We start from the raw sequence: 12,743 nt of genomic DNA, 5'->3' as shown, positions 1-12,743 counted from the left end.
GCGACGCCGTACACACGAGACAACGAGGTTCGAAGGACGCACGTCATGACACTGCCCGTCGCTTCCGTCCAGCTCTACACGCTGGCCAAGGAGTTCACCGCCGACATGGGGGGCTCGCTCGACAAGCTCGCCGCGATCGGCCTGCGCAACGTGGAGGCGTTCGACTTCGTCTCCCGTCCGACGCAGATCCGCGCCGCGCTGGATGCCAGCGGCCTCGCATCGCCCACCGGGCATGCGCCGCTGCTGTCCGACACGCTCTGGACCCCGGACGGCGAGATCCCGACCCCCGCCCCCGAGGTGGTGTTCGCCGCCGCCGCCGAGATCGGCATGACCACGGTCATCGACCCGTTCGTCGCCCCCGAGCGGTGGCTGACGGCCGACGGCGTCGCCGACATCGCCGACCGCCTCAACCGCGCCGCCGAGAAGGCCGCCGAGTTCGGCCTGAGCGTCGGCTACCACAACCACGCGCAGGAGTTCGTCGCGTCCTTCGACGGCGCCACCGCCTACGAGCGCTTCGTCGCGCTGACCGACGAGCGCGTGCAGCTCGAGCTCGACCTCTTCTGGGCGCTGACCGGCGGCCAGGACGTGCCGGCTCTCGTCTCCGCGCTGGGCGATCGCCTCGTCGCGGTGCACGTCAAGGACGGCGTCGTCCCGGCATCCAACCCGTGGGCTCCGGGCGCCGGCTCGTTCGGCTCGGACAGCCTCGACCAGCGTCACGCCGGCACCGCCGACGTCCCGCTCGCGGAGGCGCTGACCGCCGGCACCGCGATCCGCTACGCGGTGATCGAGTACGACAAGGCCCCGGGAGACGTGTTCGAGGACATCGCCGCCAGCTACGCCTTCCTCCGCGACGGGGGGTACGTCAAGTGAGCGCCCTGCGCGTCGGTGTCATCGGCACCGGAGTCATCAGCCAGACCTACCTGGAGAACCTGACCTCGTTCCCCGACGTCGAGGTCGTGGCGGTGGGCGACCTGCTGCCCGAGCGCGCCCGGGCGAAGGCCGAGGAGCACGGCGTGCCCAGCTGGGGAACGGGCGAGGACGTGCTGGCCAATCCCGACGTCGACCTCGTGGTCAACCTCACGATCCCGGCGGTGCACGTCGCGGTGTCCCAGGCGGCGGTCGCCGCCGGCAAGCACGTCTGGACCGAGAAGCCGCTGGGCCTGGACCGTGAGAGCACGCGCGCGCTGCTCGCGCAGGCGGATGCCGCCGGCGTGCGCGTCGGCTCGGCGCCCGACACGATTCTCGGGCCCGGCTTCCAGACCGCCAAGCGCGCCATCCGCGACGGCGTCATCGGCACGCCGCTGTTCGTGCAGACGTCGTTCCAGACGCAGGGGCCCGACCTCTGGCATCCCGAGCCCGCGTTCCTGTTCGCCCAGGGGGCCGGCCCGCTCCTGGACATGGGCCCGTACTACTTCTCGGCCCTCGTGAGCCTGCTCGGCCCCGTCGCCGGCGTCACCGCCCGCGGTTCGCGCTGGCAGACGACGCGCCAGATCCACACCGGCCCGCGGGCGGGGGAGAGCTTCCCCGTCGAGGTGCCCTCCACGGTCCAGGTGCTGACCTCGTTCGCCGGCGGCCAGCACGGCACCCACCTGCTGAGCTTCGACTCGGCGCTGGAGCGCCACGGCGTCATCGAGATCCACGGCTCGGAGGGCACCATCGTCCTGCCCGACCCGAACGCGTTCACCGGGCGGACGGCCTACGTCAAGCCGCTCGGGGTCATCCGCGACGGCATGCGCTTCGAGCAGGAGTGGATCGAGGTCGAGGAGCAGGGCACCGTGGTCGGCCGCGGACTCGGCGTGCTCGACATGGCCCGCGCCATCGCGGACGGCCGTCCGCACGTCGCGACCGGAGAGCTCGGCTACCACGTGCTGGACGTCATGCTCTCGGCGCAGGAGTCCGCCGGCACCGGGCAGACGCTCACGATCGACAGCACCGTGGCCGACGTCCCGCTGCTGCCGGACGGATTCGACCCCTTCGCGCGTACGCTCTCCTGACCGTCCCGCGCCGCGCCGCCGTCAGTGGCCGGCGTGCGGGTCGACCACGATGACGGTGCCGTCGGTGCGCAGCAGCGCCGCGTCCTGCACGGCTCCCAACGCCGGGGTGGCCACCACCGCCACGATCGCCGCGGCGAGCAGCAGCGGCACCGTGCGGATGGCACCGGGCGCGGACGGGCCGCGACGCGCGGCGGCGATGGTCATGACGGCGACCAGCAGAAGGAGCACGATCGCGACGGCGGCGGCCAGCACGCTCGCGCGGCCTCCGGTCGCGGCGAGGAGCGCGGCGACGCCGATGACAGTGACGAGTGTCGACGCCGCCGCGGTTCGGGGGATCGGCAGACGTCCGGCAGCCAGTGCCGCGGCGCCCCAGGCGAGCCAGGCCGCGCCGGCGGTCGCGAGGACGATACCGATCCCCCGGCCCCAGACGGACGAGGAGGCGGCGGTGACGGCCGCCGCCCCCATGCCGATCGAGATGAGTCCCGCCCCCCACGCGAGCGGGACGATCCAGGCGCGCAGAGCGGCTCCCGGGGCGGCCGCGGCGCGGGAGGGCGCGCTCATGCCGTGACCGACCGTGCGCCGCGCTCGGCGCCGAGGCCCACGCCCAGCAGCACGATGGCGCTGCCGAGGTGCAGGAAGTGGTCGGGCACGTTGAGCGCCAGGATGTTCGCGGACGTGCCGACCAGGAAGAAGCCGACCACGCCGAGCAGCAGGTAGGCCGCGCCGATCGTGGCGTTGACGGTCTTGGCGGCACGCACGCCGCTGAGGCCGGCGATCACGAGCGCGGCACCGATCAGAAGGTGGGCGATGTTGTGCAGCGGGTTGACGGCGAAGATGCCGAGCAGCAGCCCGCCGTCGGTGGCGAGGAACCCCACGCCGCCGGTGACGGCGAAGCCGAGGGCTCCGACGACGAGGTAGACGGCGCCGAAGACGACGGCGACGAGGCGGTTCGGTGACGAGCTCATGACTGACCTCCTGTTCAGGTCGCGACGGGTGTCGTGACGGAGGTTGTTCGGGGCTCGCGGGGAAACGGATTGCCCGGGTGCGCCGTCAGGCCCAGCGTTCGGCGACGATCGTCGTCGCGGCGGCGGGGTCGAGGCGGTGACCGACCGACTCGGGCACGATGAGAAGCTCCGCGGCCGGCATGGCCGCGGACAGGCGCTGCGCCGCGGCCGACAGCATCGGGAACGTCTGCTGCCCGCAGAGGATCGTGACCGGGACGGCGACCGACAGCATCCCCTCGTCCGGGGTCGACAGCTCACGGGTGAGCGCGGCGTCGTAGACCGTGGACTGCGCGAGCGGAACGATCTGCGCGAACATCGGGGTCGCGCGGAACTGCGCGATCATCGCCTCGGGCAGGCCGACCGCCTCCCGCTGGAACAGCACGACGGCCTCCTCCTCGTCGCCGGCGTCGACCAGGGCCTGGATGCGGTCCGCGAGGTCGACGGCCGGCTCGTGGACGCCGAAGTGGAACGGCGGCTCCGAGAGGAACAGCCGACGGATCCCGCCGCCCGAGGGGAGCGAGGCCGTGTACAGCGCCAGCACGGCGCCGGACGAATGACCGAGGACCGCGGCCGCGCCGCCGGCAGCCGCGACCACCGCCGCGAGGTCCTCGGTCTCCCGGAGCGGGGCGGAGGGCCGGGTGTCGCCGCTGTCGCCGCGGGCGCGGCGGTCGTACGTCACCGAGCGGAAGCCGGCGCGCGCCAGCGCCTCGGCGAGGGGCGCGGCATCCCGCGCCGTCGACAGGGCGCCGTTGACGATGACGACGGCGGGACCGGTTCCGGTCTCGTGCAGGGCGATGGCGGTGCCGTCGGCCGATGTGATGTGACGCATGAGCAGATGCAAGCACCGGGTGCCGACATCGTCAACACGAGCGGGCCACGCGCCGCCGACGTCAGAGCAGGTCGGCGCGGTGCACGAGCGCCGCCGCGCCGATGAGCGGGGCGTCGCCGCCCAGGCCCGCGCGCACGACGGGCAGTCGCGCGGCGTACGCGTTGATCGCCGAGGCGCGCACGACCTCCTCGATCTGATGCGGGTAGTCGTCGGCGACGAACGAGAAGCCCCCGCCGACGACCGCCAGCTCCAGGTCGAGCAGGGTCGCGGCGCTCGCCAGGCCGATCCCGACCGCGTGCGCGGAGCGGGCGACGGCCGCCCGGGCGATGCGGTCGCCGCTCCGATACGCGGACGCCAGCTCCTCGCCGGTCGAGCCCGTCCAACCCCGCTCCTGCGCCCACGCGACGGTGTGCGGTCCCGAGGCGCGCTGCTCGAGGGTGGATGCCGCCGGGTCGCCGTCGATGTCGGCGACGAGCATCTGCCCGAGGTGCCCGGCGTTGCCCGACCCTCCGGCGACGAGTCGTCCGTCCGACAGGATGCCGCCGCCGACGCCGGTCGAGACGACGAAGACGATCGCGTTGCGGACGCCCCGGGCGGCGCCCCGCCACGCCTCGGCGAGTGCGATGCAGGTGCCGTCCAGGCGCAGTGTGACGCCGTCGAGCCCGCTCGCCGCGCGCACCGCCTCGACGATGCCGAAGCCGTGGGCAGCGGGGAGATTGATCGGCGCGATGGTGCCGGCGGCCAGATCGATCGGCCCGGCGGCGCCGATCCCCGCGGCGGCGACCTCGCTCCAGCGCGGGTGCGCGCGGCATCCGTCGATCACCTCGACGAGGCCGCGTGCGAGCACGGTGACATCCGAGGCGGCGCCGGCCCCCGTCGGGGTCCGTCGCCGGGAGCCCTCGACGATCGCGCCGTCGTCGTCGACCAGGGCCGCTTCGATCTTCGTGCCGCCGAGATCGATCGCCAGTGCGAGTGTCATGCCGCATCCTTGAGGGCTGGGAGCAGGGGATCGGGCCGGAGAGTATGCCCGGAGCCGTATAGACGTAAGCGTAGTGTCGGGACCAGCGATCGGCATCCGCCTTTGGCTTCGCCCAACGGGCATCGCGTGGTGCGATGGACCGCCGATCAACGGAGCCGGACATGGCCACCATCGCCCCCGCATCCACTCTCGGACCGATTCGACAGACCTACGCGACGTCGGAGACGTTCCCGTCGGTCGCTCGGTCGTACACCCAGGTGTCGCAGGTGGTGAAGGAACTCGGCCTGCTGCGCCGCGCGCCCGTGTTCTACGCGCTCGTCGGCGCAGCGCTCGCGCTGTGCCTCGGCGGGTGCGTCGCGGGCTTCGTGCTCCTGGGGCAGAGCTGGTTCCAGCTGCTGATCGCGGCGGCGCTGGGCATCGTGCTCACCCAGGTCGCGTTCCTCGCCCACGAGGCGGCGCACCGCCAGATCCTCTCCTCCGGCCCGGCCAACGATCGCCTCGCCCGCATCCTCGCCGCCGGCGTCGTCGGCATCAGCTACTCGTGGTGGGACTCCAAGCACTCCCGCCACCACGCGAACCCCAACCGCGTCGGCAAGGACCCCGACATCGAGGTCGACACGATCTCGTTCCTCGTCGAGGACGCCGTGCAGGCGCGCGGCATCCGCCGGTTCATCACGCGTCGCCAGGGCTGGTTCTTCTTCCCGCTGCTCACGCTCGAGGGTCTCAACCTCCACGCCCACGGCATCCGCCACCTCCTGTCGCGCCAGCCGGTCAAGAAGCGCGGACTGGAGCTGGCGCTGATCACGACGCGTCTGGCCGTCGTCATCGTCCCGGTCTTCCTGCTCCTGCCCCTCGGCATGGCGTTCGCCTTCCTCGGCGTGCAGCTCGCGGTGTTCGGCGTGTACATGGGCGCCTCGTTCGCCCCCAACCACAAGGGGATGCCGATCGTCGACGCGAGCGCCCGCCTCGACTTCTTCACGAAGCAGGTGCGCACGTCGCGCAACATCACGGGCGGCTGGTGGGCGACCTGGATGTTCGGCGGTCTGAACCACCAGGTCGAGCACCACCTCTTCCCCAGCATGGCCCGACCGCACCTCTCGAAGGCGCGTGCCGTGGTCCGCGACTACTGCAAGGGCGCCGGCATCCCGTACACGGAGACGAGCGTCTGGCGCTCGTACGCCATCGTCATCGACTACCTCAACCGCGTCGGCCTCGCGGCCCGCGACCCGTTCGACTGCCCGATGGTGGCGGACTACCGCCGCGCGTGAGTGCCGGCGCCGCCGGCGCCGGGGCCTGACAGGGTCGCCGGAGGCTGTCAACCCCCTCGTCGTCGCCCGCCCGGTTCGGTTGACTGTGGACTCCCACCCGACGTTGTTCTGACGATTCCCTGGCGAGGCCGAGCCGTGAAAGACATTCTGATCGAGGGTCACCGCATCCTCACCACCGATGACGTCGCGGACGCGGTGCTGACGTACGCCCAGCGGCTGGTGCAGACCGGGTCGACCGACATCGTGGAGTTCCCCAGCATCGACGACGGATCGCTCAGTGTCTGCCGGATGCTGCTGGGCAGCGGCATCCCCGTGGCGGTGCTCGACGCCACCACCTCGCTGGCGTCCGACGTCGTCGGGGCCGACCGCGCGTGCGCGGAGATCTCCCGCCGCACCGCGGCACTGGCCTGAGCGGCGCGCCGGCGTCGGAAGCTCGCAGTACGGTAGAGCCGTGGGACGGTTCAGTTACGACGGCAGTGTCAAAGCGGAGTTCGACGACCGGGTGCTCGCGCACCTGCAGGTCGTCATCAGTCAGAAGCTGCGGCGCGGCGAGACGTTCACCTTCAGCTGGCGCAACGACACGAGCCTCGGCGACGGACGCACCGCGATCTGGCTGCACCCGCACGCGTCGCTCGTGTACACGTACCACGGCAGCCGCCAGCCGGCGCTCAACCGTGCGTGGCTCGAGGCGCTGACCCACGCCGCGAACTCCACCGCCGGGCTCCAGATCGTGCCCGAGCCCGAAGGCCCCTACAGCGGCGAGGTCATGACCGGCTGAGCGCCGCACCTCTCACGTCGGCAGGGGCCTGTCAATCCCCTCGTCCGTCGTCTGCGCGACGCGCAGACTGGGGGATGAAGGCGGTGACGGTGATGACGCATCCTGCGCGAATCGACGGCCCCCTCGAACTCATCCCCATCGACGACGATGCGTGGCGACTGTGCGACACGCGTGCGGGCGCCAACGACGCGGAGTTCGTGGTGGCGTACATCGAGCGAGGCGACGACGGCTACGACGCGGTGTGGATGCGGGGTCCGCGGCGCCGCTCGCGCCATCGCCGCCTGGACGAGTGTCTGAGCTGCGGCCACGCCCTCCTGCGGGCGGAGGAGTCGTCGACCGCGAGTCGGCCGATCCCGATCGCGCACTTCCCGCCCGTGCGGGCCACGTGAGGACCCTCAGGCGTCGGCGACCGCGACCGTCTGCGGCGCGTTGTCCTGCGCCTCCTCGTCGGCGGGGGCTTCGATCTGCTCCTCCGTCAGGAGGATGCCGCCGGACGAGCTGGCCGACTGCGCCAGCTCCTCGATCCACGCCCGGTTCAGCTCGGTCGGCTCGGGGTCGTCGAACACGAAGCGCAGCGCGATGGACGGATGCAGCCAGATCGTGCTGCGACCGCCGGGCTCGCCCTCGGGGTGCTGCCAGGAGACGGTGAAGCTCTCGCCGCGGCGCAGTTTCGTCGCGACGACGACCTTGAGGTGCGCCAGCACCCGGTCCTCGATGTGGATCGGCGTCGCCGACCCTCCGTAATAGATGGTGCCCACGCTGCGATTGTAGGTCGCGTCGCGTCAGGGTGTCATCACGCTGACACCGGCCTGACCCAGCGCCGCGGCGAGGGCCGGGGCGGGCGGGGCGTCGGTGATCAGGTAATCGGCACCGTCGAGCGGCGCGACCTGCGCGAACAGTCGTCGCCCGAGCTTGGAGGAGTCGGCCAGCACCGCGGTGCGGTCGGCGCGGTCGATCATCTCCGCCATCATGGTGGCGTCGCCCAGGTTGCTCGTCGAGTACCCGGACTCGTCGACGGCGCCCACCGCGACCAGCGCGAGGTCGCAGCGGATGTCGAGCTCGCGTCCGCCGGCCGCCATCGTGAACGTGACCGGCCCGGTGGTCGCCTGGGTGATGGTGCGCACCGCGCCGCCGAAGACGTAGAGGTCGCGGAAGGCGGAGGGGGCGATCTCCGCGGGGATCCGCAGGTTGTTGGTCGCGATCGTCAGGTCCCGGTGACTGCGCAGGGCGCGGGCGACCGCGAGCGTCGTCGTGCCGGCGTTGAGCATGATGACCGCGCCGTCGTCGACCATCTCCGCCGCCAGTCGGGCGATGCGCTCCTTCTCCTCCACCTGTACGCGCAGGCGCACATCCAGCCCCCGGTCGCGCAGCGCGCCGTCGGTGGCGCTCACGGCGCCGCCGTGGGTGCGGATGAGCGCGCCCTCGCGGTGCAGCTGATCCAGGTCGCGGCGCACCGTGTCGATCGAGACGTCGAAGTGCTCCGACAGCTCGGCGACGGTCACCTGTCCGTGTTCGGCGACGTAGGCCGCCAGGTCGGCCTTGCGCCCGGCGGGGAGACGTCGGCCGCGGGGGGCTGCTTTGTCCATGCCTCCATCACTAGCACAGGGCACGCCGTTTTCACCTCTCAAATCAGCAAAAGGCGGCAGAAGTCAGCATTGTTTGCGAAGGAGCTCTTGACGAAGCGGCAAAAGACGGCATAATGGTGCTGAAAGACGCATGAATCCGCAGCGGTGCGGATCGCGCACATACTCAAAGAGGAGAAGCGATGTCCAGAGTGGGGCGGGGTCACAGCAGGGCCCTCACAGTCGTCGGCGCGGTCGCCGCGGCGACGACGCTGTTGGCGATGTCGGGCTGCTCGAGCAGCGCATCGCCGTCCGGCAGTTCGGACGCCGGCGGCGACGTCACGATCGAGTTCGCCCAGTGGTGGGAGCCGGAGCTTCCCGACGGGCAGTTCCGCGCGCTGATGGATCAGTTCGAGTCCGAGAACCCCGGCATCAAGGTGAACCTGGTCAGCGGCCCGTACGCCTCGACCAAGGAGCAGCTGTTCGCCGGCGCCGCCTCGGGCACCATGCCCGACGTCGTCGGCCTCGACGGCGCGTGGGTCAACGATTTCGCCTCCAAGGGCGTCATCGCGAACCTCACCGACCTGATGAAGGACAGCGGCTACGACGACAGCCAGCTCGCGAGCCAGATCAAGGTCGACGGCAGCACCTACATGATCCCGGTCGTCAACTTCGTCTACCCGATGTTCACGAACGACGACCTGCTCGCCAAGGCCGGCGTCACCGCGCCCCCGTCGACGCGCACCGAGTTCGCCGACGCCGCGAAGAAGATCACCGCTCTCGGCGGCGACGTCTCGGGCTGGGTGCTCCCGCTCTCCCTCGAAGCCCCCAACGGCGTGCAGAACGACGTGATGTCGTGGGTCTGGGCGTCGGGCGGCTCGATGCTGAAGGACGGCAAGCCCGACCTGACGAACAAGGACGTCACCTCGGCGATGGACTACATCGACGGCCTCTGGAAGGACGGCGTCATCGCGTCCGGCTCGTTCACGATGAAGGAGCAGGACAAGGTCGAGGAGTTCACGAACGGTCGCGTCGGCATGATGATCGACTCGCTCGCGCACATCAACCTGATCCGCGAGTCGAACCCCGACCTCAAGTTCTCGATCTCCGCCATCCCGGCCGCCGACGGCTACACCGGCGAGCGGGGCATCCCGTACGCCTCCTGGGGCATCGGCGTGGCCGAGAACTCGGCGCACAAGGATGCCGCCTTCAAGCTCGTGTCGTTCCTGATGAGCAAGGACACGAACTCGAAGCTGTCGACCCTGGCGAAGGCCTTCCCCGGCAACACGCAGTCCACGCCGGACTTCTCGGGCAGCGACGAGCTCTTCAAGCAGGCCTTCGACATCTACAAGGCGGGCTATCCGGCCAACGAGTTCACGGGCCTGCCCACGGCCGAGGACCTCATGCGCCAGCTCGGACAGCAGCTGCAGACGGCGCTGGACGGGCAGCAGTCCATGGACGATGCGCTCAAGAACGCGCAGACGTCCTGGGAAGCGGCGTTCTAGCGCTTCCCCCTCTGCCGGGTGCCGCATCGCCGATGCGGTGCGGCACCCGTCCACCGCTCGCCACGCCTCAGCCCCCTCAACCGGTCAGAACTAGGAGCCGTGCGGTCTCATGACCCTCAAAACACCCGTCTCGATGGACACCGAAGTCCTGGTGACCGGCGTCGCGCACTCCCGGCGCCGCCGCCAGCTGCGGCGCACGACCGAGTCGTACGCGTTCCTCGCACCCACCCTCGCGCTGCTGCTGGTGCTCATGATCATCCCGATCGTCATGGTCATCGGCTACTCGCTGCAGAGCAACGTCATCCTCAGCAAGAACGGCGAGTTCGTCGGCCTCGAGAACTACCTGACCGTCCTGGGCGACGGCACCTTCTGGAAGGCGACGTCGAACACGGTCGTCTTCACGGTCGTGAGCGTCGCCGCGCACCTGGTCCTCGGACTCGGCTTCGCCCTCATGCTCAACAGCCCGCTCATCGGCGGCGTGCCGCGCGCGATCTTCCGCGGCCTCTACGTCCTGCCGTGGCTGTTCACCGTCGCCGTCATCGCGGTGCTCTGGCGCATGCTCCTCGCCCCCAACGGCGTCGTCAACTTCCTCCTGAACGCCAACATCGAGTGGCTCGCGTCGCCGCAGCTGGCGCTCGGCACCGTGACCTTCATCAACATCTGGGCGGGTTACCCGTTCTTCATGGTGAGCCTGCTCGCCGGGCTCCAGGGCATCCCGAGCGACCTCTACGAAGCCGCGACGGTCGACGGCGCGAGCAGCGTGCAGCGCTTCTGGAACGTCACGCTCCCGCAGCTGCGCCCCATCATCATCAGCCTGCTGCTGCTCGATCTGATCTGGACCTCCCAGCAGTTCGCCCTCATCTGGATGACCACCGGCGGCGGCCCGATCGACGTCACCGAGGTGCTGAGCACCTACACCTACAAGCTGGCCTTCGCGAAGTACGACTTCTCGCTCGCGGCGACTTCCGCCGTGCTCGTCCTGCTCATGTCGATGGTCCTCGCCGTGTTCTACGTGCGGCATCAGAAGGCGAGGGATTGAGATGGCCATGTCCGTGCAGACCCGTCGGCGCACCGCGCGCGCCGGCATCTACCTCGGCCTGCTGCTGGGTGCGGTCTTCGCCGCGGGACCCGTGCTGTGGATGCTGTCGAACTCGTTCAAGTCGAACACCGAGATCTTCGAGCTGCCGCCGCGGCTGATCACCGACACGTTCTCGTTCGACGCGTACGTCGCGATCTTCACCAACCCGGAGACGGTCCGCTTCTTCATCAACAGCTACGTCGTCGCCGGCGCGGTGACGGTGCTGACGCTGCTGGTCGCGATCCAGGCCGCGTACGCGTTCAGCCGCTTCGAGTTCCGCGGCAAGCGCATCCTCAACGTCATCATCGTGAGCGTGCAGGCGGTGCCGCCGATCACGCTGCTCATCCCGTACTTCGGTCTCGTGGTCGGCCTCGGCCTCTACAACACCTACCCGGGCCTGATCCTCACCTACATGGTGTTCACGCTGCCCTACGCGATCATCATGATGACGGGGTACTTCAACACCCTGCCGCGCGAGCTCGACGAAGCCGTGCGCGTGGACGGGGCCGGATCGATGACCGCGCTGTGGCGCGTCCTGGTCCCGATCTCGGTGCCCGGCATCGTCTCGGTCGGCATCTACACGTTCATGATCGCGTGGAACGAGTACCTGTTCGCCCTGACGCTGACCCGCACGATCGACATGCGCACCGTCCCCATCGGCATCCAGCTGCTCATGGGCCAGCACTCGTACGAGTGGAACCAGATCATGGCGATGAGCGTGCTCGGCTCGATCCCCGTGCTGATCCTCTTCCTCTTCTTCCAGCGCTACTTCATCAGCGGGCTCACGGCCGGCTCGGTCAAGAGCTGACCGGACCCGCCCGCACAGGCGTCCACAACCACCCCCACCGACAGGAGAATCCACCGTGGTGCTGTACACCGGCAAGTCCATCCTCGACATCGCCAATCAGAACAACTTCGCCATCCCGGCCTTCAACATCAGCGACTGGGCGATGTTCCTCGGCGTCATGGACGTCAGCGAGGAGAAGAACGCGCCCGTCATCATCGCGATCCACCCCGACGAGGTCTCCCACGTGACGACCGACCTCATCGTCGCGATCCGCGAGCGCGCGCACCGCTCGAGCGTGCCGGTCGCGATCCACTGGGACCACGGCGGGACGTACGAGCAGATGATCACCGCCATCCAGGCCGGCTTCACCTCCGTCATGATCGACGCCTCGCTCCTGCCCTTCGAGGAGAACGTGGCGCTCACCCGCAAGGTCGTCGAGGCCGCGCACGCCGTCGGCATCCAGGTGGAGGGCGAGCTCGGCACGATCGGGGCGAACGACAGCTACGGCGAGTCCGGCGCGGCCGAGATCATCTACACCAACGTCGACGACGCGGTGCGCTTCGTCGAGGAGACCGGCGTGGACAGCCTCGCGATCGCGATCGGCACCTCGCACGGCCTGTACCCCGCCGAGAAGAAGCCCGAGCTGCGCCACGACCTGCTCGAGCAGATCAAGGCCGCCGTGAAGATCCCGCTGGTGCTGCACGGCGGCTCGGGAAACCCCGACGCCGAGCTCGCCCGCGCCGTGTCGCTGGGCATCAACAAGATCAACATCTCCAGCGACATCAAGGTCAGCTACCACAACCGCATGCGCGAGATCCTCGGCACCGACGAGCGTCTGCGCGAGCCGAACGCGATCCAGCCCGAGCCGATCGCCGCGCTGAAGGTGACGGCGGCGGAGAAGATCGACCTGTTCGGTGCGACCGGCAAGGCGGATCTGTACTGACCACCCCCGGCGGGAG

General features: G+C 70.1%; 16 protein-coding genes. 10 read left to right on the top strand and 6 right to left on the bottom strand.

The features are described 5' to 3' along the window. The first annotated feature begins 45 nt into the window (after positions 1–45). Positions 46–870 (top strand): sugar phosphate isomerase/epimerase family protein, encoded by an 825-nt coding sequence (locus AC6CQV_RS11850; RefSeq protein ID WP_060959005.1) that lies wholly within the window; start codon positions 46–48, stop codon positions 868–870. After that, positions 867–1,994 carry a Gfo/Idh/MocA family protein gene (locus AC6CQV_RS11845; protein ID WP_101305534.1) on the top strand — a complete coding sequence of 376 codons (1,128 nt, stop codon included), beginning with the start codon at positions 867–869 and terminating at the stop codon, positions 1,992–1,994. Before AC6CQV_RS11850 ends, AC6CQV_RS11845 begins: the two co-directional genes overlap by 4 nt. Before the next feature lie 21 nt (positions 1,995–2,015). Here AC6CQV_RS11845 and AC6CQV_RS11840 read toward each other — a convergent pair whose 3' ends face one another. The 4 genes from AC6CQV_RS11840 to AC6CQV_RS11825 form a co-directional block, all read right to left on the bottom strand. Next, entirely contained in the window at positions 2,016–2,555 is a 540-nt protein-coding gene (locus AC6CQV_RS11840; protein ID WP_498259566.1) for a hypothetical protein, read from the bottom strand. Further along, the gene (locus AC6CQV_RS11835) at positions 2,552–2,959 is read right to left on the bottom strand and encodes a DUF4383 domain-containing protein (RefSeq protein WP_060959008.1); all 408 of its coding nucleotides are present in this window, start codon (positions 2,957–2,959) and stop codon (positions 2,552–2,554) included. The genes AC6CQV_RS11840 and AC6CQV_RS11835 overlap by 4 nt, the downstream gene beginning before the upstream one ends. Positions 2,960–3,044: 85 nt before the next feature. Next, the gene (locus tag AC6CQV_RS11830) at positions 3,045–3,827 is read right to left on the bottom strand and encodes an alpha/beta fold hydrolase (protein WP_498259565.1); all 783 of its coding nucleotides are present in this window, start codon (positions 3,825–3,827) and stop codon (positions 3,045–3,047) included. Positions 3,828–3,888: 61 nt separating this feature from the next. Then, positions 3,889–4,806, bottom strand: coding sequence for an ROK family protein (locus tag AC6CQV_RS11825; protein WP_498259564.1), 918 nt, complete (start codon positions 4,804–4,806; stop codon positions 3,889–3,891). Positions 4,807–4,967: 161 nt separating this feature from the next. Between AC6CQV_RS11825 and AC6CQV_RS11820 the strand changes: the two genes are divergently transcribed. From AC6CQV_RS11820 to AC6CQV_RS11805, 4 genes are all read left to right on the top strand, one after another. Further along, on the top strand, positions 4,968–6,074 hold the full coding sequence (locus AC6CQV_RS11820; RefSeq protein ID WP_060959011.1) for a fatty acid desaturase family protein: 1,107 nt from the start codon (positions 4,968–4,970) through the stop codon (positions 6,072–6,074). Positions 6,075–6,209: 135 nt separating this feature from the next. Further along, complete coding sequence (locus AC6CQV_RS11815) at positions 6,210–6,485, top strand: hypothetical protein (protein WP_060959012.1); 276 nt, start codon at positions 6,210–6,212, stop codon at positions 6,483–6,485. 40 nt (positions 6,486–6,525) lie between these two features. Then, entirely contained in the window at positions 6,526–6,852 is a 327-nt protein-coding gene (locus tag AC6CQV_RS11810) for a DUF7882 family protein (protein WP_060959013.1), read from the top strand. Between the two features lie 92 nt (positions 6,853–6,944). Beyond that, positions 6,945–7,241, top strand: a complete 297-nt coding sequence (locus AC6CQV_RS11805; protein WP_498260696.1) for a hypothetical protein — start codon at positions 6,945–6,947, stop codon at positions 7,239–7,241. Between the two features lie 6 nt (positions 7,242–7,247). On the opposite strand, the gene AC6CQV_RS11800 is transcribed toward AC6CQV_RS11805, so the two are convergent. Then, on the bottom strand, positions 7,248–7,610 hold the full coding sequence (locus tag AC6CQV_RS11800) for a DUF7882 family protein (RefSeq protein ID WP_060959014.1): 363 nt from the start codon (positions 7,608–7,610) through the stop codon (positions 7,248–7,250). 24 nt (positions 7,611–7,634) lie between these two features. Continuing rightward, positions 7,635–8,438, bottom strand: a complete 804-nt coding sequence (locus AC6CQV_RS11795) for a DeoR/GlpR family DNA-binding transcription regulator (RefSeq protein ID WP_061782002.1) — start codon at positions 8,436–8,438, stop codon at positions 7,635–7,637. Between the two features lie 179 nt (positions 8,439–8,617). Here AC6CQV_RS11795 and AC6CQV_RS11790 point away from each other — a divergent pair, with 179 nt between their 5' ends. The 4 genes from AC6CQV_RS11790 to AC6CQV_RS11775 all read left to right on the top strand — a co-directional run bounded on the left by AC6CQV_RS11790 (position 8,618) and on the right by AC6CQV_RS11775 (position 12,727). Further along, complete coding sequence (locus tag AC6CQV_RS11790) at positions 8,618–9,919, top strand: ABC transporter substrate-binding protein (RefSeq protein WP_101305539.1); 1,302 nt, start codon at positions 8,618–8,620, stop codon at positions 9,917–9,919. A gap of 133 nt (positions 9,920–10,052) precedes the next feature. After that, positions 10,053–10,958 (top strand): carbohydrate ABC transporter permease, encoded by a 906-nt coding sequence (locus AC6CQV_RS11785; RefSeq protein WP_223848828.1) that lies wholly within the window; start codon positions 10,053–10,055, stop codon positions 10,956–10,958. 7 nt (positions 10,959–10,965) lie between these two features. Next, positions 10,966–11,805, top strand: a complete 840-nt coding sequence (locus AC6CQV_RS11780; protein ID WP_223848829.1) for a carbohydrate ABC transporter permease — start codon at positions 10,966–10,968, stop codon at positions 11,803–11,805. A 55-nt stretch (positions 11,806–11,860) separates the two neighbouring features. Further along, a complete protein-coding gene (locus tag AC6CQV_RS11775; RefSeq protein WP_060959019.1) occupies positions 11,861–12,727 on the top strand; it encodes a ketose-bisphosphate aldolase in 867 nt (288 codons plus the stop codon). Positions 12,728–12,743: the final 16 nt, after the last annotated feature.

This window comes from Microbacterium sp. EG9 (genome assembly GCF_059759475.1).
The sequence above is the reverse complement of the archived record's forward strand: the minus strand, read 5'-3'. Positions and strand labels throughout refer to the sequence as shown.

What these genes read in the sequence shown, in the direction of transcription:
- AC6CQV_RS11825 (WP_498259564.1), bottom strand. Translation starts at nt 4,806, where the DNA reads ATGACACTCGCACTGGCGATCGATCTCGGCGGCACGAAGATCGAAGCG.
- AC6CQV_RS11840 (WP_498259566.1), bottom strand. Translation starts at nt 2,555, where the DNA reads ATGAGCGCGCCCTCCCGCGCCGCGGCCGCCCCGGGAGCCGCTCTGCGC.
- AC6CQV_RS11835 (WP_060959008.1), bottom strand. Translation starts at nt 2,959, where the DNA reads ATGAGCTCGTCACCGAACCGCCTCGTCGCCGTCGTCTTCGGCGCCGTC.
- AC6CQV_RS11805 (WP_498260696.1), top strand. Translation starts at nt 6,945, where the DNA reads ATGACGCATCCTGCGCGAATCGACGGCCCCCTCGAACTCATCCCCATC.
- AC6CQV_RS11830 (WP_498259565.1), bottom strand. Translation starts at nt 3,827, where the DNA reads ATGCGTCACATCACATCGGCCGACGGCACCGCCATCGCCCTGCACGAG.
- AC6CQV_RS11785 (WP_223848828.1), top strand. Translation starts at nt 10,053, where the DNA reads ATGGACACCGAAGTCCTGGTGACCGGCGTCGCGCACTCCCGGCGCCGC.
- AC6CQV_RS11790 (WP_101305539.1), top strand. Translation starts at nt 8,618, where the DNA reads ATGTCCAGAGTGGGGCGGGGTCACAGCAGGGCCCTCACAGTCGTCGGC.
- AC6CQV_RS11850 (WP_060959005.1), top strand. Translation starts at nt 46, where the DNA reads ATGACACTGCCCGTCGCTTCCGTCCAGCTCTACACGCTGGCCAAGGAG.
- AC6CQV_RS11795 (WP_061782002.1), bottom strand. Translation starts at nt 8,438, where the DNA reads ATGGACAAAGCAGCCCCCCGCGGCCGACGTCTCCCCGCCGGGCGCAAG.
- AC6CQV_RS11820 (WP_060959011.1), top strand. Translation starts at nt 4,968, where the DNA reads ATGGCCACCATCGCCCCCGCATCCACTCTCGGACCGATTCGACAGACC.
- AC6CQV_RS11780 (WP_223848829.1), top strand. Translation starts at nt 10,966, where the DNA reads ATGTCCGTGCAGACCCGTCGGCGCACCGCGCGCGCCGGCATCTACCTC.